The organism is Streptomyces sp. NPDC028368, from assembly GCF_055565615.1.
In genome coordinates this window covers 436,596-459,351 of record NZ_JBVHTY010000007.1, presented here as the reverse complement: position 1 = coordinate 459,351, position 22,756 = coordinate 436,596, and the positions used below count along the sequence as shown (strand labels likewise).

Annotated in this window: 19 protein-coding genes and 2 tRNA genes; 4 read left to right on the top strand and 17 right to left on the bottom strand. The window is 72.1% G+C overall.

Features of this window, described 5'->3' with window-relative positions:
• Window positions 1-135 precede the first annotated feature (135 nt).
• Window positions 136-1,122: a DNA polymerase III subunit delta gene (gene holA, locus ACZ4S3_RS19390; protein ID WP_467935535.1), complete on the bottom strand. Its 987-nt coding sequence runs from the start codon at window positions 1,120-1,122 to the stop codon at window positions 136-138.
• A 72-nt stretch (window positions 1,123-1,194) separates the two neighbouring features.
• Here holA and ACZ4S3_RS19385 point away from each other — a divergent pair, with 72 nt between their 5' ends.
• Window positions 1,195-1,449, top strand: coding sequence for a hypothetical protein (locus tag ACZ4S3_RS19385; RefSeq protein WP_467935531.1), 255 nt, complete (start codon window positions 1,195-1,197; stop codon window positions 1,447-1,449).
• 117 nt (window positions 1,450-1,566) lie between these two features.
• On the opposite strand, the gene ACZ4S3_RS19380 is transcribed toward ACZ4S3_RS19385, so the two are convergent.
• The 3 genes from ACZ4S3_RS19380 to ACZ4S3_RS19370 all read right to left on the bottom strand — a co-directional run bounded on the left by ACZ4S3_RS19380 (window position 1,567) and on the right by ACZ4S3_RS19370 (window position 3,116).
• Window positions 1,567-1,701, bottom strand: a complete 135-nt coding sequence (locus tag ACZ4S3_RS19380) for a hypothetical protein (RefSeq protein ID WP_467935527.1) — start codon at window positions 1,699-1,701, stop codon at window positions 1,567-1,569.
• Window positions 1,702-1,776: 75 nt separating this feature from the next.
• Window positions 1,777-2,631, bottom strand: coding sequence for an arylamine N-acetyltransferase family protein (locus ACZ4S3_RS19375; protein ID WP_467935522.1), 855 nt, complete (start codon window positions 2,629-2,631; stop codon window positions 1,777-1,779).
• Window positions 2,628-3,116: an RrF2 family transcriptional regulator gene (locus tag ACZ4S3_RS19370; protein WP_467935517.1), complete on the bottom strand. Its 489-nt coding sequence runs from the start codon at window positions 3,114-3,116 to the stop codon at window positions 2,628-2,630. Before ACZ4S3_RS19370 ends, ACZ4S3_RS19375 begins: the two co-directional genes overlap by 4 nt.
• Window positions 3,117-3,341: 225 nt before the next feature.
• Here ACZ4S3_RS19370 and ACZ4S3_RS19365 point away from each other — a divergent pair, with 225 nt between their 5' ends.
• Complete coding sequence (locus ACZ4S3_RS19365) at window positions 3,342-4,976, top strand: PstS family phosphate ABC transporter substrate-binding protein (protein WP_467935512.1); 1,635 nt, start codon at window positions 3,342-3,344, stop codon at window positions 4,974-4,976.
• Here the strand turns inward: ACZ4S3_RS19365 and ACZ4S3_RS19360 are convergent.
• From ACZ4S3_RS19360 to ACZ4S3_RS19330, 7 genes are all read right to left on the bottom strand, one after another.
• A complete protein-coding gene (locus tag ACZ4S3_RS19360) occupies window positions 4,906-7,617 on the bottom strand; it encodes a ComEC/Rec2 family competence protein (protein ID WP_467935509.1) in 2,712 nt (903 codons plus the stop codon). The genes ACZ4S3_RS19365 and ACZ4S3_RS19360 overlap by 71 nt on opposite strands.
• Window positions 7,614-8,321 (bottom strand): ComEA family DNA-binding protein, encoded by a 708-nt coding sequence (locus ACZ4S3_RS19355; protein WP_467935505.1) that lies wholly within the window; start codon window positions 8,319-8,321, stop codon window positions 7,614-7,616. Before ACZ4S3_RS19355 ends, ACZ4S3_RS19360 begins: the two co-directional genes overlap by 4 nt.
• 543 nt (window positions 8,322-8,864) lie before the next feature.
• On the bottom strand, window positions 8,865-9,710 hold the full coding sequence (locus ACZ4S3_RS19350) for a DegV family protein (RefSeq protein ID WP_467935501.1): 846 nt from the start codon (window positions 9,708-9,710) through the stop codon (window positions 8,865-8,867).
• A 397-nt stretch (window positions 9,711-10,107) separates the two neighbouring features.
• Window positions 10,108-10,842 (bottom strand): hypothetical protein, encoded by a 735-nt coding sequence (locus ACZ4S3_RS19345; RefSeq protein ID WP_467935496.1) that lies wholly within the window; start codon window positions 10,840-10,842, stop codon window positions 10,108-10,110.
• Between the two features lie 162 nt (window positions 10,843-11,004).
• Entirely contained in the window at window positions 11,005-13,938 is a 2,934-nt protein-coding gene (locus ACZ4S3_RS19340; RefSeq protein ID WP_467935492.1) for a leucine--tRNA ligase, read from the bottom strand.
• Between the two features lie 264 nt (window positions 13,939-14,202).
• On the bottom strand, window positions 14,203-16,161 hold the full coding sequence (locus ACZ4S3_RS19335; protein ID WP_467935488.1) for a S53 family peptidase: 1,959 nt from the start codon (window positions 16,159-16,161) through the stop codon (window positions 14,203-14,205).
• Window positions 16,162-16,512: 351 nt separating this feature from the next.
• Window positions 16,513-16,585: transfer RNA gene (locus ACZ4S3_RS19330), tRNA-Ala, on the bottom strand.
• 153 nt (window positions 16,586-16,738) lie between these two features.
• Between ACZ4S3_RS19330 and ACZ4S3_RS19325 the strand changes: the two genes are divergently transcribed.
• Entirely contained in the window at window positions 16,739-18,073 is a 1,335-nt protein-coding gene (locus ACZ4S3_RS19325; RefSeq protein WP_467935484.1) for a glycosyltransferase 87 family protein, read from the top strand.
• Window positions 18,074-18,275: 202 nt separating this feature from the next.
• Here ACZ4S3_RS19325 and ACZ4S3_RS19320 read toward each other — a convergent pair whose 3' ends face one another.
• From ACZ4S3_RS19320 to ACZ4S3_RS19310, 3 genes are read right to left on the bottom strand one after another with little or no spacing between them, the layout of a single operon-like run.
• A complete protein-coding gene (locus tag ACZ4S3_RS19320; RefSeq protein WP_360122434.1) occupies window positions 18,276-18,509 on the bottom strand; it encodes a hypothetical protein in 234 nt (77 codons plus the stop codon).
• 4 nt (window positions 18,510-18,513) lie between these two features.
• The gene (locus tag ACZ4S3_RS19315; RefSeq protein WP_467935478.1) at window positions 18,514-18,762 is read right to left on the bottom strand and encodes a hypothetical protein; all 249 of its coding nucleotides are present in this window, start codon (window positions 18,760-18,762) and stop codon (window positions 18,514-18,516) included.
• 55 nt (window positions 18,763-18,817) lie between these two features.
• The gene (locus ACZ4S3_RS19310) at window positions 18,818-20,293 is read right to left on the bottom strand and encodes an MFS transporter (protein ID WP_467935474.1); all 1,476 of its coding nucleotides are present in this window, start codon (window positions 20,291-20,293) and stop codon (window positions 18,818-18,820) included.
• A gap of 111 nt (window positions 20,294-20,404) precedes the next feature.
• Here ACZ4S3_RS19310 and ACZ4S3_RS19305 point away from each other — a divergent pair, with 111 nt between their 5' ends.
• Complete coding sequence (locus ACZ4S3_RS19305) at window positions 20,405-21,358, top strand: helix-turn-helix transcriptional regulator (RefSeq protein ID WP_467935628.1); 954 nt, start codon at window positions 20,405-20,407, stop codon at window positions 21,356-21,358.
• Window positions 21,359-21,405: 47 nt separating this feature from the next.
• Here the strand turns inward: ACZ4S3_RS19305 and ACZ4S3_RS19300 are convergent.
• From ACZ4S3_RS19300 to rsfS, 3 genes are all read right to left on the bottom strand, one after another.
• A tRNA-Ala gene (locus tag ACZ4S3_RS19300) sits at window positions 21,406-21,478 on the bottom strand.
• Window positions 21,479-21,590: 112 nt separating this feature from the next.
• Window positions 21,591-22,244, bottom strand: a complete 654-nt coding sequence (locus tag ACZ4S3_RS19295; protein ID WP_467935624.1) for a histidine phosphatase family protein — start codon at window positions 22,242-22,244, stop codon at window positions 21,591-21,593.
• On the bottom strand, window positions 22,241-22,675 hold the full coding sequence (gene rsfS, locus ACZ4S3_RS19290) for a ribosome silencing factor (RefSeq protein WP_403506585.1): 435 nt from the start codon (window positions 22,673-22,675) through the stop codon (window positions 22,241-22,243). The genes ACZ4S3_RS19295 and rsfS overlap by 4 nt, the downstream gene beginning before the upstream one ends.
• Window positions 22,676-22,756: the final 81 nt, after the last annotated feature.

Here is a 22,756-nt window from a genome sequence, read left to right as displayed (position 1 = left end):
GGTCACACTTCCGCAGACGCAGCCAAGCCCGAGCCCGCCACTGCCACTACCAACGCCGAGGCCACACACCCCACATGCGGTTGCAGTACTAGGGGCCCGGTGATCGGACAGGCCCCTGCCCGGGGCGACTGGCGGTCAGCGGTGCGAGCGGGCCGCGCGGGCGATGGCGACAACGGCCTTCTCGAGCGCGTACTCGGGGTCGTCCCCGCCGCCCTTGACACCCGCGTCCGCCGCGGCGACCGCCCGTAGCGCCGTGGCCACGCCGTCCGCCGACCAGCCGCGCATCTGCTGCCGGACCCGGTCGATCTTCCACGGCGGCATCCCCAGATCGCGGGCGAGGTCGCCGGGGCGGGCGCCGCGCGGGGCGGAGGCCAGCTTGCCGATGGCGCGGACGCCCTGGGCGAGCGCGCTGGTGATCATGACGGGCGCGACGCCGGTCGCCATCGCCCAGCGCAGCGCCTCCAGCGCCTCGGCGGCACGGCCCTCCACGGCACGGTCGGCGACCGTGAAGCTCGACGTCTCGGCCCGGCCCGTGTAGTAACGCGCGACGACGGCCTCGTCGATCGTGCCCTCGATATCGGCGGTCAGCTGTGAACAGGCCGAGGCCAGCTCGCGCAGATCGCTGCCGATCGCATCGACCAGCGCCTGACACGCCTCCGGTGTCGCGGAGCGCCCGACAGCCCGGAACTCGCCCCGTACGAACGCCAGCCGGTCGGCCGGCTTGGTCATCTTGGGGCAGGCCACCTCGCGCGCCCCGGCCTTGCGGGCGGCGTCCAGCAGGCCCTTGCCCTTGGCGCCGCCGGCGTGCAGCAGCACGAGCGTGATCTCCTCGGCGGGGGCGCCGAGATACCCCTTGACGTCCTTGATGGTGTCCGCCGAGAGGTCCTGCGACCCGCGCACCACCACGACCTTGCGCTCGGCGAAGAGCGAGGGGCTGGTGAGCTCGGCGAGGGTGCCGGGCTGCAGCTGGTCGGAGGTGAGGTCGCGTACGTCGGTGTCCGCGTCGGCGGCGCGGGCGGCCGCCACCACCTGCTGCACGGCGCGGTCGAGGAGCAGGTCTTCCTGGCCCACGGCGATCGTGACAGGGGCAAGGGGGTCGTCGTTTGCTGTCTTCCTGGCCATCGCGGTCCAGCATCCCACGCCCCACTGACACCGCCGTCCCGGCCCGTACTCCCGCTGCCGGACAATGGTCCGGTGAGCGATGTACAACACCTACGACATGTCCTGGTCCTGCCCGACCGCGATGCGGCGGAAGAGCTGGCGGAGCAGCTGACCTCCACCTTCGGTCTCGCCGAGGAGCCCCAACTCGTACGGGATGCCCTGGCCGGCGAGGACGACGCGGAGGACGCGCAGTGGCTGGTGGTGGTCGAGGACCCGGACGCGGCCTACGACCCGTCGCGGCTGGACGAACTCGCGGCGGAGTTCGAGGGGTGGCGGGAAGCGGAGTAGAGGCGACGAAGGGGCGGGGAGAGGGGAGGGAGAAGGGTGGACGGGGGCGGGGGCGGCCCTGGGGCATGGCTGATGGGCCGAGTGACGGGCCCGCCTGCAGGTCGTTGCGTTCGCCGGTCACGGCGACATGGGCGACCAGCCAAACAGGATGCCCGCGAACAGGCTGAAGATCCACAGCACGGCGAGCGCCGCGACCACGCCCAGTGCCCCGATTCCGACGACAACGGCCTTTGCCCGTGGGGTATTTGCCATGCCGCCATGATCCTCCTCCCCCTGTCCGGCATGTCCGGCGGGGTGCCGGCGGTCTCAGGGCTGATCAGGGGCGGATCAGGGGCAGATCAGGGGCAGATCCGGCCGGGCGTCCCCTGTAGCCCGAGAGGTCACGTCCTCTGGATGCCACCCAAGTACAGGGGCCCGGTCCAGGGTGATGCCGAAGTGGGTGCGGTAGGCGGGGAGGACCTCGGCCTCGGTCAGCTCGCGCTCGTCGCGGGCGCCGCCGGGCCCGGTGATCACCAGCGTACGGCCGGACAGGGTGACCCGGCCGGTTTCCGTCAGCCGCGAACAGACCAGGGACCGGACGAACGAGGACCGGGGTGAGGTGCGGTGCCACCAGCAGCCGGCCTCGAAGTCGGCGAGGGCGCGCGGGCGTTGCTCGAGGCGGTACTGCGGGGCGCCGTCGCGGAGGATGTCGAGGTCACCCTCCGGCGTCTCCTCGACCCGGAAGACGCCGCCTGGGTCGGCCTGGTCGGCTCGGCTGTCCAGCCGCAGCGGATGGTGACTGTGCTTGCCGAATCCGACGTCCGCGAGCCACGGCCCCCCGGGCAGGCGGACGCGCAGGGCGAGATGGTCGTACGGGATCCCGAGGCCCTCGGGGCCGAAGCCGCGGGCGGCCAGCAGCTCGACGTCGTATCCGAGGGCGCCGAGCAGCGCGGCGAACGCCCCGTTGAGTTCGTAGCAGAAACCGCCGCGCCGGGCGCCGACGATCTTGTCGAGCAGTGGCCGTACGGCGAGGACGATCTCCTCGCCGAGGTGGAGGGAGAGGTTTTCGAAGGGGACGCTCCGCAGGTGGCTGACGTGCAGGGCGCGCAGCGCGTCGGCATCGGGAACGGCGGGGCGGGCGGCGCCGATGCGGCGGAGGTAGGCGTCGGTGGCGTTGCGGTCCAGGGGTTGTGGGGTGTTCATCTGCTGGACGTCCGTTCCGTGGCGAACCAGCGGCGGGTCCGGTCGACCACCGAGGCGGGCGTCCCGGCGGCGACATCGGCGATGGTCTGTGCGGCGAGCTCGCGGCGCCAGGCCAGCTCGGCCTTGCGCATCGCCGTCGAGATGCCGCAGGGCCGCCCGTACTCCCTGTCGGACGCCTCGGCGCCGGACCCCTGGCGGCGGATCTCGGTGCACCGGAACGCGTCCTCGGTGCCCTCGATCGCCGCGACCACATCCATGAGGCTGATCCGCTCCGGCGGCCGCGCAAGCCGGAAGCCGCCGCGGGCGCCGGGCGTGGAACTCAGGATTCCGGCCCGTACCAACGCCTGCAGCCGCTTGTTGAGATAGGCCTGCGGAAGCTCGAAGGAAGCCGCCAGCCGAGCGGTCGACACGGGCCCCTCGCCCTCCAGCCAGGCCAGCGTCACACAGCAGTGCAGGCCCCATTCGACGCCTTCACTCATCCTCATGGCGGGGAGTCTATCCAATCTGGAGAGTGAGGGTCCTGATTTGGGTGGCCGGGGGCGGGACGAGCCACTGGGGCACGCCGGGCGCGGCTCTTCCCGGCGCAGCGTTCCGGCATCGGAAGACGATGGATGAACCTTTGATGACCGGCCGTCGAAGCCACCTCGGGGTCTTTTGCGCCTCCCTACAGTGCAGACATCCCACCGTCCGATCATCTGTGCGAGGTTGCCATGGCTCTGCCGGACACCGAGACGATCCTCACCGCGGCCGGGCTCGTGGCAACGGCCGTCGTCTGGGCCGTCGAGCGTTTTCTGCCGGGCCGCAAGCGGATCGGCTACCGCATCCAGATGGACACCGCGATCGGCATGAACCCCCAGGACGCGCACAGCCTGGTGCAGCTGCGGCTGCTGCGGCAGGACCAGGAGATCAGTGACGCGACGCTGGCGCTGCTGCGGTTCGAGAACGACGGCGGCAAGGACATCGTCCGGCAGGACTACCAGGAGCCGCTGACCGTCGACTTCGCCGGGCGCACCGTCATCGGCGTGGAGGTGCCGGACGCCAACCCGACGGATCTGGTGGGCATGCTCACCCGCAACGGCGGCGGGCTGCGGCACGACGGTGGGCGGCTTTTCGTCCCCAAAGTGCCGCTGAACAAGCGCGATCACTTCAAGCTGCTGGTGCTGCTCTCGGGCCCTGGTGACGGAGCCGGGACCGGGGACGGCGGCGGGACCGGCCGCGGGGCCGGCGGCGGGACCGGCCGCGGGGCCGGCGGCGGGACCGGCCGCGGGGCCGGGGACGGCGGCGGGGGCGGGGACGGCGGCGGGGGCGGGGACGGGAGCGGGCTCGGCGAGGTGACCGTCGGCGGGTTCATCAGCGGCGGCCGGATCCGGCGCAACGCCCAGCGCTGGGGACCGCGCAAGCTCAGCCTCGCCCTGGGCGGCACCTTCATCGTCCTGCTGGGCCTGCTCGGCGGGCTGCTGCTCAACAGCCGTACGACCCCGGTGGCCGGCGAATGCGCCGGCGGGCGGCTGACCATCGACGGGTCCACGGCATTCGCCCCGCCGATGAGGGAGATAGCCCGGCAGTACCGGGCCCGGTGCGCGGGCGCCGACATCACCGTCGCGGAGAGCGGCAGCCTGTCCGGCCTGGCCAACCTCAACCGTCAGGCCAGGCCGGCGACCTCCGAGGGGCCCGGCTTCATCGCCGTATCGGATGTGCCGGCGCCGTCCCTCTACCGACGGCTGGAGGGCCAGCGGGTGGGCGTGATCCTGCTCAGCCTGGTGGCGAACGAGAAGGCCGGGGTCGACGATCTCACCCTCGACCAGATCCGGAAGATCTACGACGGGACGTACACCAACTGGAAGCAGCTGCACGGCAACGACCTGCCGATCCACCTCGTCAGCCGGGACGCAGGCTCGGGCACCCGCCGGGCGTTCGAGACGTCCGTGCTGCACCGTTCGGAGCCGGGGGTGGTGTCGTCGTACGACTGCGGCGACAAGGACCGCGACGAACGAGCGCGTCTGACGCGCTGCGAGGTGAACAGCACCAAGAGCCTGCTGGATGCGGTGGACAGGGTGCCGGGCGCGATCGGCTACGCCGAGGTCTATGCGGCGGCGAAGCGGTCGCACCTGATCAGCGTGCGGCTGGCGGGACACGAGCCGGACATCGAATGGGGACAGCAACGTGATTACCCCTTCTGGACGGTGGAGTACCTCTACACATACGGGCGGCCCGAAGACGGCTCGCTGACCGCGAAATTCCTGGCGTTCATGGACTCCGACACGGCGAAGAACATCATGCGGATGTACAAGCACGTGCCCTGCGCCGACCGGCAGAGCCTGCCGGACGACGTCTGCCGACCCTGAGCCGACGCCTCCTCGCCCGACGCCTCCGCGTCCGGCAGCTTCTCCCCCGTTGGCCGCGGATCCGTTGGCCGCGGATCCGTTGGCCGCGGATCCGGCGGCCGCGGACCGTCGCGGACAGCCGGTCCCGGCCGCCCAGGACCGCGATGGATCCGTCGGTGTCGGTACGCAGCACCCGGGCGCCCTGAGCGCGCAGCGCCGAGATGGTGCGGGGCGCCGGATGGCCGTACGGGTTGCCGGCGCCAACGGATATCAGCGCCAGGCGGGGCGCCAGGCGTCGTAGCAGCTGTGGGTCCTGGTAGGCGGAGCCGTGGTGCGCCACCTTCAGGACGTCCACGGAGGACAACTCCGGGTGAGTGGTCAACAGGGCCTGCTGGGCGGGTGGTTCGAGGTCGCCGAGCAGGAGGAGGGTCAGCCCGCCCGTGCGGACGAGCAGGGTGACGCTGGCGTCGTTGGGGCCGGGCGGAACGGGTGGCGACGGCTGAGCGCCCGGCGTCGCGGGATCGGGTGGCCAGAGGACCTCCCAGGTGAGCGAGCCCAGGCGGCGGCGCTCGCCCGGTACCGCGCGGATCATCGGCACCCGGGCGGACGCGGCCCGGCGGCGTACGAACTCGGCCTGCCCCGGGGGATCTTGGAGCGTCGTGGTCTCGATGGCGCCCACCGCGCGGCCGTGCAGCACGCCGGGGAGGCCGTCCACATGGTCGGCGTGGAAGTGCGTGAGAACGAGGAGCGGGATGCGGCGGATGCCCAGGTCGGTCAGGCAGCGGTCGATGGCGCGGGGCTCGGGGCCGGTGTCGACCACCAGTGCCGTACCGTCCCCGGCGGCCAGGACCAGGCCGTCGCCCTGCCCGACGTCGCAGACCACGGCCCGCCATCCCGGCGGCGGCCAGCCGGTGAGCATGCGGGTGAACGGGGCCGGCCGGCAGACCGCCAGGATCAGGGCCAGGGCACAGAGCACACAGAGCCGGCGGTGGCGCAACAGCCGGCGGCCGGCCGTGACCAGCGCGACGGTGGCGGCTGCCAGCAGCAGGCCGCCCGGCCAGCCCCCTGGCCAGCCGAACTCCGCCCCGGGCAGCGATGCGCCCGTACGGGCGATACCGGCGATGCCTTCGGCCGGCCAGGCCGCGCACCAGGCCAGGGCCTGGGCGACCGGTGGGGCGACCGGAGCGAGAGCGAGGGCCGCGAAGCCGAGGACGGTGGCCGGGGCCACGGCCAGTTCGGCAAGGAGGTTGCAGGGTACGGCGATCAGGCCGACCCGGGCGGCGAGCACGGCGACGACGGGCGCGCAGACCGCCTGCGCGGCGGCCGCCGCGGCCAGCACCTCGGCCAGGCGGGGCGGCACCCGGCGCCGCTGGAGGGCGGCGCTCCAGCGCGGCGCGAGCAGGAGCAGTGCGCCGGTCGCCAGGACGGAGAGCAGAAAGCCGTAGCTGCGGGCGAGCCAGGGATCGTAGAGCACCAGCAGCAGGACCGCGGCGGCGAGCGCGGGGAGCAGGGAGCGCCGGCGTCCGCTGCCGATCGCGAGCAGGGTGATCAGCCCGCAGGCGGCGGCCCGCAGCACGCTCGGGTCCGGGCGGCACACCATGACAAAGGCGAGCGCGAGGGCGCCGCCGGTCAAGGCGGTGCCGCGCAGCGACAGGCCCAGGCGCGGGGCCAGACCGCGGCGTTCGGCGCGGAGCGCGAGATGGGGCGGGCCGATCAGCAGGGCGAGCACGATGGTCAGGTTGCTGCCGGAGACGGCGAGCAGATGCGTCAGGTCGGTGGCCCGAAAGGCGTCGTCCAGGTCCGGCGGCACCCGCGAGGTGTCGCCCACGACCAGGCCCGGCAGCAGCGCTCGGGCATCGGGCCGCAGCCCGTCGGTGGCCTCGCGCAGACCGGCGCGCAGACTTCCGGCCAGCCGCTGAAGGGGGGACGGCGGGCCGGTCCTCACCGGGGGCGCATCGCCGTTGACCCGCAGTACGGCGGCGACCTCGTCGGCGGGCGACAGCGGCGGGGCCGCACGCGCCACCACACGGATACGGGTCGACGGCAGCAGCCCGCGCCACGCCGGGGACGGCTCACCGCGCGCCTCGCCGCCCGGGTGCGCACCCCCGCCGTGCCCCTGGACGACCACCAGCGTCGGCGTACGGACGGCGGTCACCGCGCCATCCGGTGCGGTCACCCGGACCGCATCGGCGGTGAACACCATGACCGGGGGCACCCGTTGGGATCCGCGCACCTTGGGCCGGGTCACCCGCGGGTCGCCGGTGACCGTCAGCTCGACCGTGACCCGCGCATACCGCTGCGCCCAGCCGGGCAGCGGCCCACGCCGCAGATCCGCCGCATGCAGCGCCGCTGATGCGGCCCCTGCCGCGGCGCACAGCAGCACCGCCGCCAGCGCGACGAAGGCGCCGGCCGACCCGCGGCGGGGACTCCGGCCGCTCCGGCGCGCCACCCCCACACGCCACGCGATCACCGCGAGGACCACGGCCCCGGCGCAGGCCACCGCCATTACACCGCCCGGTGCGCCCAGGCCGACCGCCGCGGCGCCCCAGGCCGCCAGCGCCGGCGCGACGAGACGGAGGTCGGCCGGGCCCTCCTGATGCGGGGCCGAGCTGCCGTACGGCGACTCCGCCGAGGCGTGCACCGGGGCGCGGGTGGTGGTCATGGCTGCACCAGGGGGCGGAGATCGGCGAACCGGCGGTCGCCGATCCCGGTCACCTGACGGAGCTGGTCCACGGAGGTGAATCCGCCGTGCCGGCTGCGGAATTCGATGATGTGCCGGGCGAGCACCGGCCCCACTCCGGGGAGGGCGTCAAGCTGCTGCTCGGTCGCCGCGCTGAGACTCACCGGCCCGCCCGGCCCGCCTTCGTCACCCGGCGGTCCGCCCCCGCCGCCCGCTGTCGCGGCAGTGCCTGCGCCGTCCGCCGGGCTGCCCGCACCCGCCTCGCCCACCACGATCTGTTCGCCGTCCATCAGCAGCCGCGCCCGGTTCAGCCCACGGGTGCTCGCCCCGCGCAGCACACCGCCCGCGGCCCCCAGCGCATCGGTCACCCGCGAACCCGGTGGCAGCCGGTGGATACCGGGGCGCCGCACCTTGCCCGTGACGTCGATGACCAGCTCTCGGCCCGTAGCGCCCGGCGGCCCGCTCGCCGCAGGGCCGGGTGAGGAGCGGGACTGTGGCAGGGACGGCGACAACGATGACGGCCGAGCGCCGGCGCCCGGTGCCGCCCCCGCCCGCGAGGCAGCGGGAGCACGTACCTGCTCGGGACGCGCACCCCAGAAGTGCTGTACGGCGAAGCCCACGGCCACCACGAGCACCAGCGCCAGCGCGGCGAGCGCCTTCGGGTCGGTGCCGCACCGTAACTGCACCCACAGCGGCAGCCGTTCACGTACCGCGAGCCACCGCCGCTCCAGCGAACGGGAGCCCGGCGTGTCGGGAGGACGGAGCGAGGGATCGTCGTGGCGATCCCTCCGCGGGCCGTCTTGACGACCTCTTGGCGGGTCGTCCTGACCTCGCGGTGGATCGTCCCGACCTCGCGCCGGGTCGTGCCGACCTCGCGGTGGATCGGGAGCATCGGGCGGCCCGGTCGGGCCGCCGGCAGCGGGCCCGGCCCCCGCCTCGGCGAACAACGCGGCGGCCCGTTCCCGCACCGACAGAGTCCGCGGGGCAGAGGCCGAAGGGCCTGAATACGAAACAACGGAGGGCGAAGGAACGGGGTGCGAAGCCACGGAGGGCGAGGCAACGGGCGGCGAAGCCACGGACGACGAAGCAACGGAGGACGAAGCTGATCGAGAGTTCATGGCCCCGACGCTAAGCACCCCGCGCCGATCTCGCCGGACCGCCTCAATTTCCGTGGATAGCGGGCCAGTTGTGGATAACTACGTCACCCACAGGATGCCGGCGACACCCCCTTACCTCGGCGATACCACGGCCCCCAGAAGCCCCGGCCCCGTGTGCGCGCCGATCACCGCGCCCACCTCGCTCACATGCAGTTCGTGCAGGCCCCTCACCCGCTCCCGAAGCCGCTGAGCCAACGCATCCGCGCGCTCCGCCGCCGCGAGATGATGGACCGCGATATCGACCTCGCCCGCCCCTGCCCGCTCCGCAGCGATCTCCTCGAGCCGTGCGATGGCCTTGGACGCGGTCCGGACCTTCTCCAGCAGCTCGATCCGCCCATCGGCAAGTTGGAGGATCGGTTTGACAGCCAGCGCCGAGCCGAGCAGCGCCTGCGCCGCACCGATCCGGCCACCGCGCCGCAGATAGTCGAGGGTGTCGACGTAGAAATAGGCGGATGTGCCTGCGGCCCGCTTCTCCGCGGCGGCCACCGCCTCGTCCATGTCCCCACCGGCCTCCGCCACCTCCGCCGCCGCGAGAGCGCAGAACCCGAGGGCCATCGCGACCATTCCGGTGTCCACCACCCGGACCGGCACCGGCGCCTCCTTGGCCGCGAGCACCGCCGCGTCATAGGTGCCGGAGAACTCCGAGGACAGGTGCAGCGAGACGATGCCGCTCGCGCCGCTCTCCGCGACCGCGCGATAGGTGTCCGCGAAGGTCGCCGGGCTGGGCCGTGAGGTCGTCACCGCACGGCGCTTCTGCAGCGCCTGGGCGACGGATCTCGCAGAGATCTCGGTGCCCTCTTCCAGGGCCTGGTCCCCCAGGACGACGGTCAGCGGTACGGCCGTGATGCGGTGACGCTCGACAGCCGCCCGCGGCAAGTAGGCCGTGGAATCGGTGACGATGGCGACATGGCGGGACATGACAGGGAGGTTAGCCGGGGAACCCGACGCCCGACAGTGCGGGCCCCTTCCCAAGATCTTCCAAGTTTCACCAAGGCTCTGCCAAGAGCCCTCCGCCCGGCGTCAGCAACGCTAACGGTTCCTCTTCCCCCGCCCCGCCCCCACCCCTCCCCAGTACGTGTTACACGGTCAAGTCGACGTGCCCTCCCGCCGCGATACCCCATCCGGCCGGGGCACCCCGTCCAGCTGCAAGGGCCCGCCCAGCCCCGATGACCCGTCCGGCTGCGGTGCCCCATCGGCCCGTGCCGCACCACCGTCCGTGTCCATGCCCCGCTCTCCGCCCGCGGCACGCCCTCCGCCCGTGACGCCTTCCCAGGCCTTCTCAGCCTTCCCGGCTTTCTCAGGCTTCCCGGCTTTCTCAGGCTTCCCGGGCCTTCTCGGCCTTCTCCCACGAATAGACCGGCCGGCTGTGCGGATCCCGGGCCGTGATCGCCGGAGCCTCCTCAGCGGTCGTCCCCCGGGAGTGCGGACGCCCGGCCGTGCCCGCCTTCGCCACCGGCTCCCCGACGGGCTCCTCGGCCGCCCCGTGCGACGGCTCCCCCATCGGCTCCCGCGTCCAGTGCCGCAGCGCCCCCGCCTCGACATCGATCTGGTCGCTCAGCGCCGCCAGATCATCATCCGCGAACTTCCGGGCCCGGTCGCGGGCCGCCCAGCGCAGGGACTCCGCGGAGTGGGTGATCTGCTGCATGCGTTCGCGCAGGTCCGGCAGACGGGCCGCGATGGTGGCCCGGTCGGGCTCGCGTTCCAGGCGTTTGAGCTCGTCGTCCAGCTCATGGCCATGGGCGCTGAGGCGCTCGAAGAGGCCTATCGACTCGCTGAGGGAGGCGTCGTCGGGCGAGCCGGTGCGCAGCACCTCCTGAGTGGCGCGCATGGAGGTGCGCAGCGCCAGCCGCAGCTGGGCCAGCTCACCGACCACGCCCGGCTGGGCGAGCTGTCGGGCCCGCAGGCTGGTGTCCTCCACCGTGCGCCGGGCCTGCGCGACCGTACGGTCCACCCCGCGCTTGGCCGCCTTGACCGCCTTGACCGTGACGATCACCCCGGCGGCCACGAACAGCACGAAGAGGAGCGCAAAGACGGCGGCAGCTACTTCCATGAGCTCTCCCCAGCGGTCTCGGCGCCGGTCGTCCCCCGCGCCCTGTACCTCCACGGTAAACGGCTCGGGCAGGCCAGGGGTTCCAAAGGAACCCCCAACCTGCCCGTAGGGGAAACCCCCTATGCCGCGCCCGGAACGGTCATCGCAGCGGTCGCCGGCCGACTACGCGGGGACGATGTTCACCAGCTTCGGCGCCCGGACGATGACCTTCCGGATGCCCGCGCCGCCCAGCGCCGCGACGACGCCCGGGTCGGCCAGCGCGGCCGTCTCCAGGTCGGCGTCGGAGATCGTCGGGGCGACCTCCAGCCGGGCCTTGACCTTGCCCTTGACCTGAACGACGCAGGTCACGGTCTCGTCCACGACGTACGCGGGGTCGGCCACCGGGAAGTCGGCGTGCACGACGCTGTCGGTGCGGCCCAGCTTGCGCCACAGCTCCTCGGCGATGTGCGGGGCCAGCGGCGCGATCAGCAGCACCAGCCGCTCCGCGACCGTGCGCGAGAGGGGGCCACCCGTCTTGGTCAGGTGGTTGTTCAGCTCGGTCACCTTGGCGATGGCGGTGTTGAAGCGCAGGTTCGCCATGTCCTGGGTGACGCCGTCGATCGCCTTGTGCAGGGCCCGCAGGGTGGCCTCGTCGGGCTCGGTGTCGACAACGGTGACCTCGCCGGTCGCCTCGTCCACGACGTTGCGCCACAGGCGCTGCAGCAGGCGGTACTGGCCGACGACCGCGCGGGTGTCCCAGGGGCGGGACACGTCCAGCGGGCCCATCGCCATCTCGTACAGCCGCAGGGTGTCCGCGCCGTACTCGGCGCAGATCTCATCCGGGGTGACGGCGTTCTTCAGGGACTTGCCCATCTTGCCCAGCAGCCGGGAGACCTTGCCGCCCTCGTAGTAGAAGACGCCGCCCTCGTGCTCCTCGACCTCCGTCGCCGGGACGGCGATGCCGCGGGCGTCCCGGTAGACGTAGGCCTGGATCATGCCCTGGTTGTACAGCTTGTGGAACGGCTCGGCGGACGAGACGTGTCCCAGGTCGTGCAGCACCTTGGACCAGAAACGGGCGTACAGCAGGTGCAGTACGGCGTGCTCGGCGCCGCCCACGTACAGGTCGACACCGCCGTGCGGCTGGCCCTCGCGCGGACCCATCCAGTACTGCTCGACGGCCGGGTCGACCAGCGCCTCGTCGTTGTTCGGGTCCAGGTAGCGCAGCTCGTACCAGCACGAACCCGCCCAGTTGGGCATGGTGTTGGTCTCGCGGCGGAAGCGCCGTACGCCCTTGCCGTCGCCCAGGTCCAGTTCGACGTTGACCCAGTCCTCGTTGCGGGACAGCGGGGTCTCGGGCTGGGTGTCGGCGTCGTCCGCGTCGAAGGTGCGCGGCGAGTAGTCCTCGACCTCGGGCAGCTCCAGCGGCAGCATCGACTCGGGCAGTGCGTGCGCCACGCCGTCCTCGTCGTAGACGATCGGGAACGGCTCGCCCCAGTAGCGCTGCCGGCTGAACAGCCAGTCGCGCAGCCGGAAGTTGACGGTGCCCTCGCCGATGCCCTGGTCGGCCAGCCATTCGGTGATCTTCGCCTTGGCTTCCGCGACGCCCAGGCCGTCCAGCGAGATCGTGCCGTCGGACGAGTTGACGATCTTGGCGTCGTACGAGGCGAAGGCGTCGTCCCAGGCAGCGGGGTCGGTGCCGCGGCCGTCGGAGGGCTCGACGACGCAGCGCATCGGCAGCTCGAAGGCGCGGGCGAAGGCGAAGTCACGGGTGTCGTGCGCCGGGACGGCCATGATCGCGCCGGTGCCGTAGCCCATCAGGACGTAGTCGGCGATGAAGACCGGGACCTGCTCGCCGCTGACCGGGTTGGTGGCGTAGACGCCGGTGAAGACGCCGGTCTTGTCCTTGGCCTCGGCCTGCCGCTCGACGTCCGACTTGGACGCGGCCTGCTTGCGGTACGCGGCGACGGCCTCGGCCGGGGTGGCGTACCCGCCGGTCCACACGTCGTGGGTGCCTTCGGGCCAGGCGCCCGGGACGATGGAGCCGGTGCCGTTGCCGTTCTCCGGGCCGGCGATCAGCGGGTGCTCGGGGGCCAGCACCATGTAGGTGGCTCCGAACAGGGTGTCCTGGCGGGTGGTGAAGACGGTGATCTTGTCGGAGTCGCCCACCGGGAAGTCGACCCGGGCGCCCTCGGAGCGGCCGATCCAGTTGCGCTGCTGCAGCTTGATGGCCTCCGGCCAGTCCAGCGCGTCCAGGTCGTTCAGCAGGCGGTCGGCGTAGGCGGTGATGCGCATGTTCCACTGGCGCAGCTTGGCCTTGAAGACCGGGTAGTTCCCGCGCTCGGAGCGGCCGTCGGCGGTGACCTCCTCGTTGGCCAGCACCGTACCCAGGCCGGGGCACCAGTTGACCGGCGCATCCGAGGCGTACGCCAGGCGGTACTCGCCCAGGATGTTGGCGCGCTCGCCGGCGCTCAGGTCGCTCCAGGCGCGGCCGTCGGGCGTGGGGCGGGCGCCGGACTCGAACTGGGCGACCAGCGTGTCGACGGGGCGCGCCGCGTCCGCCTCCGGGTCGTACCAGGAGTTGAAGATCTGCAGGAAGATCCACTGGGTCCACTTGTAGTACGCCGGGTCGATCGTCTCGATCGAGCGGCGCTGGTCGTGTCCCAGGCCCAGCCGGCGCAGCTGGCGCCGCATGTTGATGATGTTGGCCTCGGTGGAGACCCGCGGGTGGGTGCCGGTCTGTACGGCGTACTGCTCGGCGGGCAGGCCGAAGGCGTCGAAGCCCAGGGTGTGCAGAACGTTGTGGCCCGTCATGCGCTGGTGGCGGGCGTAGACGTCGGTGGCGATGAAGCCCAGCGGGTGGCCGACGTGCAGGCCCGCGCCCGAGGGGTACGGGAACATGTCCATGATGAACTTCTTGGGGCGAGCCACCACCTCGGCGTCGCCGGCCAGGTCACCGGTCGGGTTCGGGGCCTCGTAGGTCCCGTTCTCCTCCCAGAACTCCTGCCAGCGTGCCTCGATGCCGGCGGCCAGCGCGGCCGTATAGCGGTGCGGCGCCGCCACCTCGGTGGGGGTACCGCCCGCGCCATGGGCAGCGGGGGAGGTCGTCGTCTCGCTCATCGTCCTCAAAGCTCCATCATTCGTCTCTGCCTGCGGCGGCTGCGGACACGGTTTCTGCGGAAACAAAAATGCCCCTCGCACAGGAGGGGACGCCGCGCCGATGCCGACCCGGGCGGCCGCAGCGGTTGGCCCGGTCGGTACTGATCAGCGCGGCCCGCTAAGCAGAAGGCGTACGGCACGCATGGCGTCAGGGTACCGCAGGGCGCACAGGGCCCGCGCGGAGGATTCCCCTCTGCGCGGGCCCCGCCCCCGTGCGTCCCCTTCTCAGGGGCGGTAGGAGCTCACATATCCGGCACCCGGCGTGCCGACGCCGGTGACGTCGTCGTAGCCGACGGTCGCCTTGAGCGAGCTGTCCTTGCCCAGGCTGCGCAGCGAGGTGATGGTGCCCTTGCTGTCGTCGGTGGTGTTGACGTAGTCGACCCGGACGACCGCGAGGTCACGGCCGGCGCCCAGCGGGTGGTCGGTCACGTCGTGGTACGCGGCGGTGCCGTAGCGCTGGTAGATGCCGGGGTTGGCGAAGCCGATGGCGACGCCGTGCCGGGCCTGCTGTGCCAGCGCCTGGACGCCCGCGATCACCGGCGCCGCCAGCGAGGTGCCGCCGATGCGGTACTCGTCGTAGCCGAGCTTGCCGCCCGGCAGCGTCTGGGTCTGGCCGACCAGGAATCCGGTGTTGGGGTCGGCGACCGCCGCGATGTCCGGAACGGTGCGCATCTTGCCCTTGAGGGCGATGGTGGAGAGCCCGTCCGGGACCACTCCGCGCTGGTAGAAGGGCTGCTCAACGGTCTTGCTGACACCGCCGCCCGCGCCGCCGTTGAAGGTGCCGGGGAAGCCGGTCCAGCTGCTGCCGTCCTTGGCGAGCGGCGCCTTGAGGGTGCCCCAGCCGGTCTCCCACTGGTATGTGCCGCGCTTGCCGACGGCCAGCGAGGTGCCGCCGACCGCGGTCACCCACGCGGAGTTCGCCGGGGTGTCCACCTGCTTGAGGCCGGTGTTGGCGACCTCGTCACCGTTGTCGCCGGAGGAGAAGTAGAAGCCGATGCCCTGTACGGCGCCCTGCTGGAAGATCTGGTCGTAGGCGGCGGCGACGTCCGGGGTCTCGTTGGCCTCGATGTCGCCCCAGGAGTTGGAGACGATGTCGGCGAGGTGGCCATCGACGACCTTGCTGAGCGAGTCGAGCAGATCGTCGTCCTGGCAGGAGGCGCCGCCGACGTAGACGATGTCGGAGTCGGGGGCGACCGCATGGACGGCCTCGACGTCGAGGGTCTCCTCGCCGTACCAGCCGGCCGCGCCGCAGTCCTCGATGTGCGAGTAGTCCTTGGGCAGCACCTGGGAGAGCTGGCCGCGACGGTAGGGCTGGTCGCCGTTGCGGGCGGCGTACTTGCCCGCGTCCCGGGCGATGGTCGGCGAGGCGAAGGCGTCGGTGATCGCGACGGTGACGCCCTTGCCGGTCCACTTCTTCGCCCCGTAGGCGGCGCGCAGCTCCTTGCCGGTGTAGCCCTTGATCGCGTACGACGCCTTGCTCCCGTATGCCGACGGCAGGCTCTTGTCCGTCTTCGAGCCGTAGTACGAGGAGAACGGGCCGGAGTTACGGAAGACCGGGGACGGCGGCGGCAGTTCGGTGGAGTGGTGCTTGGCGAGCCGCGGCGCGTTGTCCAGGCCGGTGACCGTGAGGACCGCGTCGGCCAGCGAGGCGGGCGCGGAAGCGATGGCCGACGGCGCGTGGTAAGTGTGGCCGCTCTTGAGGTAGTTGTGCAGGTCGGTGGCGAAGGCGCGCTCGGCGGCGGCCGCGTCGCCCTGGACCGTCACATAGCGGTTGGTGGTTCCGGTGACCTTCAGGCCGGACTTCTTCAGCCAGTCGGTCACCTTGGCTATCTGGTCGCGCGTGGCGCCGTAGCGGGCACGCACCTGGGAGGGGCTCAGATATTTCCCGTACGCGGCGGAGTGCGGGTCGGACACCGCTTTGGCGTAGCTCGCCAGGCCCTTGGCATCGCGGCCGGCCAGGTAGACGCGGGCGGTGATGCCGGTGGAGCCGGAGGTGGCGCCCCGGTCGGTCTTGCTGGTGGCCCACAGCGGCTTGGTGCCCTGCAGCGCGTGCCGGCCGCCGTCGTGACCCGCGGCGTCGGCCGCGGGTGCGCCGAGCGCGAGCGTACCGGCGACCAGCGGCAGCGCCGCCGCCCAGGCCAGACCGGTACGGGCGCGCGGCGTTCTGGTGCGGCTTGATCTCATGTAACCCCCTGCTGTGGCGATGCGGTGCGCTGCGTGGGGACGCGCTGCGCCGGTGCGCCGGTGCGCGTCGCCGCACGAGCGGTGATTGCGTGGGTCAGGACGCTCACGCGATGCGCCACTCTCTCGGTGAACTGTTCATGTCAGGGGCATGCGATCACCAAGATGAGACCAAGGAATGGCAAGGATTGAACAGGGATGACCCTGGAGAGGACACTCAACTCGCCATATCGGACAACCGGTTGACGGAACATCAGGGCAACTCGGGAGAAACTCCGCAGATACGGAGCGGCGCCGTCCGACAACGCACAACAAAGCGGGCCGCCCGATACGGACGACCCGCTCTGTTTTCTGTGGAGCTAAGGAGAATTGAACTCCTGACCTCCTGCATGCCATGCAGGCGCTCTACCAACTGAGCTATAGCCCCTTGCTGTGTTTCCGCCCGGTTCCCCGCTGCGGCATCGCCTACATTACACGGCTCTCCCGGGCTTCCGCCAAATCGTTCTGCCAGGGCCCCGGGGCCGGACGCCGCGATACTGTCAGTGATCCGTGCCCGATTCGTCCTGGGGAGCCGTACGCCGTGACCGCGCTGGAGCTGGAACAGTCGGCCGATCCCCACGGCTCCGCCCCCGTCCGGGGGCTCCTCCACCGGCACCCGACCCTGATGGCGGCTCTGGCCTGCACCGTCTCCTTCACCGCCTTCTGGATCGTGCAGCGGCTCGTGCACGTGACCATGATCGACCTCATGGTCTACCGCGCCGAGGGCTGGACCGCCCGCAACGGCGCGGACCTCTACGACATGGTGGCGACCTCGGCCCACCTCCCCAACACCTATCCGCCCTTCGCCGCGCTGCTCTTCACCCCGCTCACGCTCGTCGGCGTCCCGGCGATGCGCACCCTGGCGACCGCCGGCAACCTCGCGCTGTTCGTCTGTGTCGTGCATCTCTCCCTACGGCTGGCCGGCCGGCCGCGACGGCTCCCCGCGCCCGCGGCGACGCTGGCGGTCTCCGCGCTGCTGGTGTGGGTGGAGCCGGTCTGGACGACCCTGCGGTACGGGCAGATAAACCTCCTCCTCGCCGCGCTGGTGCTGTGGGACCTCACCCGCAAGGACACCAACCGCTGGGCGGGCATCGGCATCGGCATCGCGGCCGGCATCAAACTCACCCCGGCGCTGTTCGCCGTCTTCCTCGCGCTCGCCGGAGCCGTCCGCGCCGCTCAGCTGCTGCGCTCCGGCGCGGGCGTGCGCGGCGCCTGGAACCCCTGGCTGCGGCAGGCCGCCGTCGCCACCGTCACCTTCCTCGTCACCGCCCTCCTCGGGGCGCTCGTGCTGCCGCGCGACTCCCACCGCTTCTGGACCGAGATCATCTTTGCCGCGGACCGGGTCGGCGAGGTGGAGATCACCGCGAACCAGTCCCTGCGCGGCGCCCTCGCCCGGCTGCTGCACACCCACGACCCGGGCGCCGCCTGGGTCGTGGTGGCCGGGCTCACCGCCGTGCTCGGGCTGGCGTTGGCGGCCGGGTCGCTGCTGCGCGGACAGCGCGCCTGGGCGGCCGTCGCCTGCGCCGCGACCGCCCTGCTGGTCAGCCCGATCTCCTGGTCGCACCATTGGGTGTGGGGCGTACCGCTGCTGATCCTGCTCGGCTCCGAGGCGCTGCACCGCAGCGGCCGTGCCGCCCGCCGCTGGTGGACGGCGGCCTCGGTGATGGGCCTGCTGTTCTGCTCGTTCGCGCTGTGGTGGGTGCCGCACCGCTGGCACCACCACCAGGAACTGCACCAGAACGGCGTACAGATGCTGCTCTCGGACGTCTATCCGCTCGCCGGTCTGGCGCTGCTCGCGCTGACCGCCGCCCGGCTGTGGCGGCTCGGTGAGCGCCGCGACCGCGACCTGCGCGTGGCTGATGGTGGGGGTGCGTGAACCGGACCGCGGCGTTCCGTCGTGTGCTCCGCTCGGGCTTTCCTTCCCGCCCGGTCCAGCTCTTGGCCCCCTCTTGGTCCCACAACGTCCTACAACGTCCCGCAGATCCCCGGGAGTTCCGCTCCACCGGAACCCGATGGAATCCGACGGAATCCAGGGGAATCGGCGGAATCCGACGGGAAATCCCGGCGGGACGGCGCGATCAGGCCGTGGCGAACGAGTAGAAGCGTTTCAGCGTGCAGTGCTCGTCCAGCAGCCGGCCGTAGATCGGCTCCCCGTCGAGTTCGCGGTAGGTCTCGATCGGGTCGCCCTTTATGACCAGGGCGCGGGCGCATTCCTCGCACCAGTACTGGTAGTCGGAGTTGACCGGCTCCATGTCCCGGACGATGGGCGTACCACTGCCGCACCAATCGCATTTCCTGCTGTGAGCGCCCATCAGTTCAGCTCCAACTGTGGCCGCAGGCCGTACAGACGAAGGAAATGCCGCCGTTGTCACCCAGCACCTGGGCGACATGGGAGGAGCCGCACGAGGGACACATCAATGCGGAAGCATCGCCGCCGCGGCAGGCGGACCGGAGGCCGTCGACCGGGCAGGTGAAGCGAAGTGCGTATTCCGGCAGCCAGTCGTATCCCTGCGCCTCAGCCAATTCGAGCAGGTCATTGACCTCCTCAAGGATGCTCGGCGGCATCGCGATCACTCCTCCCCTGGGCGCCGTCCGATTCTGCCACGGACCGCCGACCGGGTCAGGTCCGCCTTTGCGCCACCCCGGCGAGCCCCCCGGCCGCCACCGTGCACACCAGGGCGAGCACCGTCACCCACAGTGCCCGCGGCACCGCGCCCGCCTCCGCCGCACCCAGCCGATTCAGGAAGAGCGTCCCGAAAAGCGATGTCCCCATCAGCAGCCCGACCTGGTTGACGGTCACCACCAGGCCGCTCGCATCCGCCGCGTGCTCCTTGCGTACGGTCGCCAGCGCGCCGGAGAGATTGGGGCTGTGGGCGAACCCGAACCCGGCACCGACCGCGACATAAGCGGCGAATGCCCAGGCCCCGCCGTCCCCGCCGTCCTTGAGCGCCAGCCCGACGCCGACCAGCGCGGCACACAGCACCGCGAACCCGCCCGGGACCAGCACCGGGTGCAGCCACCGGGGCAGCCGCTGCCACCACAGTCCCACCGCCCCGTAGGCGAGCGCGGTCGGCACGAAGGACAGGCCGGTCCGCAGCGCGCTGTAGTGGAGCGCGTTCTGGAAATACAGCGTCAGCGCGAACATATAGCCCGCGTTGACGGCCATCACCACGGCGATCCGCACCACCGCCCGCGGCATCCCCGGGGCACGTACCACCCGTGGCGCGATCAACGGCGCGCCGCCGCGCCGCGCCCGCCCCGACTCGTGCACCGCGAACGCCACCAGCAGCGCCGCCCCGGCACCGAGCGACCACCACGACCACAGCGGCCAACCCGCCTCCTGGCCGAGCACCAGCGGCACCGTGACCAGCGTCAGCGCGCCCGCCAGCAGCACCAGCCCCGGCAGGTCCAGCCCACGGGCCGACGCGGCCGGACGGTCCCTGGGGATCAGCCGTGGCCCGGCCGCCAACAGAAGGGCACCGATGGGCACATTGACCAGGAACACCGGCCGCCAGCCCGCGCCGAAGAGGTCCGCGGTGACCAGCACCCCGCCCGCGATCTGGCCGCCGGCCGCGCCAACGGCCATCACCGCGGTGTACGCACCGAGGGCCCGCGTCCGCGCCCCGCCCGTGTACGTCCGCTGGATGAGCCCCAGCACCTGCGGAATCATCACCGCCGCCCCCGCCCCCTGGACGACCCGGAAGGCGATCAACTGGCCGGTGCTCCCGGCCAGTCCGCAGGCCAGCGAGGCAGCGGTGAACACGGCGAGGCCGGCCAGGAACGTCCGTCGCGGGCCGAGCAGTTCGCCCAGCCGCGCGCCGGTGATCAGCAGGGCCGCGTACGCGATGGTGTAGCCGGCGATGACCAACTGGAGACCGGCGCCCGAGGCCCGCAGATCCGCGCCGATCGAGGGGGCGGCGACATTGACGATGAAGGCGTCCAGCAGGGCCATGAACTGCCCGGTCAGGACCACGGCCAGCAGCCGCCGGGACCCGCTCCCCGGACCGTTGTCAGTGCCACCGCCTTTAATGGGCGGTGGAGTTGACGAAGCGATGACCGGCGTCGGCGGCGCCGCGGAGGAAAGGTTGTCTGCCATACCGAGGAGCCTGACGGCGGACGGGTACCGGTAACGAGAGCCCGCCGATGCTGGTACCGGCAGCACCTGGCAGGACCGGGTGCCTGCCCTGACGATGGGGGTGTGAGCAGCATGACGACCTCGGCCCGGCGGCCGGACCAGCGGCGGCGCCCGGAGCTCGCGGCCTTTCTGCGCGGCCGCCGCGCCCGGGTGACCCCGGAGGACGTCGGCATGCCACCGGGGCTGCGCCGCCGTACCCCGGGCCTGCGCCGCGAGGAGGTCGCGCAGCTCTCCGGCGTCGGCGTGACCTGGTACACCTGGCTCGAGCAGGGCCGCCCGATCAACGCCAGCGGCCAGGTGCTGGACGCCGTGGCGCGCACCCTGCGGCTGGAGGACGCCGAGCGCGAGCATCTCTACCACCTGGCGGAGGTGCCGTACGTCCACGCCCGCGAGGGCGACGCCGAGACGGTCGGCCCGGAGGTGCGCGGCATCATGGAGGCCCTGGTGCCGCTGCCCGCCGTGGTCTACAACGCCCGCTACGACGTGCTGGCCTCCAATACGGCCTATCAGGGGGTCTTTCCCACCATGGCGTTGGCGCGCGGCCCGGCCCGCAATGTGCTGTGGCAGCTGTTCACGATGCCGTCGTGCTGCTGCACGATCCTCAACCGCGACGAGGAGTTCCCCGCCCTGGTGGCGCAGTTGCGCGGGGCGTACGGCCGGCATGTGGGCGAGCCCGCGTGGGAGACGCTGATCGGCCGGCTGTCGGGGGCCAGTACCGAGTTCACGCGCCTGTGGGAGGCGGGGGACGTCTCGCCGCCGGGGAACCGCATGAAGGTCGTTCAGCACGCCTCCGTCGGCGAGATACGGCTGCTCTCCACCTCGCTGGCGGTGGGCGGTGTCCCGGAGACCCGAATCGTCGTCTACACGCCCGCCGATGAACAGAGCCGCGAGCGGACGGCGGTGCTGCGCGGCCTCCATGACCCGCTGATCGGGTGCCCGCAGCACCTGCGGCCCGCCTCCGAGGCCGGCGCGGAACTGGAACGGAGGTGGGAGCGCGAGGGCAACGCACAAACCGTGGCCCGATAACGCAGAGATCCCGCCTCCTCGAAGAGGAGACGGGATCATCCGGGCTGTGGAGCTAAGGAGAATTGAACTCCTGACCTCCTGCATGCCATGCAGGCGCTCTACCAACTGAGCTATAGCCCCGGGTCTTGTTCCGCTCCCCCGGGTTTCCCCCGGCGGCGCCGCGAACAAGAAGAACTTTAGCCTGCGACCTGCCCAGATGTGAAATCCGGTCCCCTGGACCGCCCGGCGGGGGTCAGTCGTCGTCGCCGAGGACCGGCTCGGGGAGCGTGCCGGCGTTGTGCTCCAGCAGGCGCCAGCCGCGGGCGCCCTCGCCCAGGACGGACCAGCAGCAGTTCGACAGGCCGCCCAGACCCTCCCAGTGGTGGGCGTCCAGGCCGAGGAGCCGGCCGATGGTGGTGCGGATGGTGCCGCCGTGGCTGACGACGACCAGGGTGCCGCCCTCGGGAAGCTTGTCGGCATGGTTGAGCACCACCGGAGCGGCGCGGTCGGCGACCTCGGTCTCCAGTTCGCCGCCGCCGCGGCGCACCGGCTCGCCGCGCTTCCAGGCGGTGTACTGCTCGCCGTACCGCGCGAGGATCTCGTTGTGCGTGAGCCCCTGCCAGGAGCCCGCGTAGGTCTCCCGCAGGGCCGCGTCGTGCGTCACGTCCAGCCGGGTCAGGGCGGCCAGCTCCGACGCCGTCTTGGCGGCGCGCTGCAGGTCGGAGGCGATGATCGCGTCCGGCCTGAGGGCGGCGAGCAGCCGGGCCGCGCGGCGCGCCTGACCGATGCCGGCCTCGGTCAACTCGATGTCCGTCGAGCCCTGGAAGCGACGCTCGAGGTTCCAGGCCGTCTGGCCGTGGCGCCACAGGACGACGCGGCGGCCGCGGTCGGTTTTCGCGCCGTTCAGTGCAGCTCTCCGTCCTGTACGCCCGCCGTGGCCTCGGCGTGGGCCGCGGCCTTGCCGCGGGTGGCCTTGGCCTCCTCGGGGAGGTCGATCTCGGGGCAGTCCTTCCACAGGCGCTCGAGCGCGTAGAAGACACGCTCTTCGCTGTGCTGGACGTGCACCACGATGTCGACGTAGTCGAGGAGCACCCAGCGGGCCTCGCGGTCGCCCTCACGGCGCACCGGCTTGGCGCCGAGGTCCTTGTTCAGCCGCTCCTCGATCTCGTCGACGATCGACTTGACCTGGCGGTCGCTGGGCGCCGACGCCAGCAGGAAGGCGTCGGTGATCGAGAGGACGTCACTGACGTCGTACGCGATGATGTCGTGCGCGAGCTTGTCGGCAGCTGCCTGAGCAGCGGCGTTGATGAGCTCGATGGAGCGGTCCGTGGCGGTCACAAGCGGCTTTCCGGTCGGGGGCTGCCTCGCCGGCCGGGGCGGCCGGATCGGCGGTCGAGTACCCCTCAAGGGTCTCACGGA